Genomic DNA, 554 nt, shown 5'->3' with positions numbered 1-554 from the left:
TACATTGGGACAAACAAGCCAAGGCTGATCACCAACTTGAAGCCGTAATCCACCAGCGCGATTTCCGTCCAATGCTCAGCCATAAATGGATCTGGACTTTGGTAGAATGCAATCGCAAAGAACGCGATGGTATCTAGCGCATTACCAAAGAGTGTCGAACACGTTGGTGCTACCCACCACTGCTTCATTTGGCGTAGGCGGTTGAACACATGCACATCCATGATCTGACCAAGTAAGTAAGCCATGAAACTCGCAATCGCAATACGTGCGACAAACAGGTTAAATTCCCCTAGATGGCCAAAGCCTTGGAACTGACCTTCAAAGAACACAACCGACAGGAAGTAAGACACCGCTAACGCAGGCAACATCACTAAGAAGATGATCTTACGCGCTAACTGAGCACCAAAAATACGAACAGTTAAGTCTGTCGCTAGGAAGATAAATGGGAAGGTGAATGCGCCCCAAGTGGTGTGCAGACCGAAGATAGTAAACGGTAGCTGAACCAGATAATTGCTGGATGCAATAATGACTAGATGGAATAAAACCAGATAGAT

General features: G+C 46.2%; 1 protein-coding gene. It reads right to left on the bottom strand.

Annotated elements, in window-relative coordinates; translation table 11 throughout:
• Positions 1–554 (bottom strand): 7-cyano-7-deazaguanine/7-aminomethyl-7-deazaguanine transporter (locus R7093_RS27325; protein ID WP_318147294.1); only part of this gene is annotated, 554 nt, incomplete at both ends.

The sequence above is a fragment of the Vibrio sp. 1580 genome, assembly GCF_033340055.1.
Note: the sequence above shows the minus strand (reverse complement) of the source record. Positions and strands in the feature narration are given on the sequence as shown.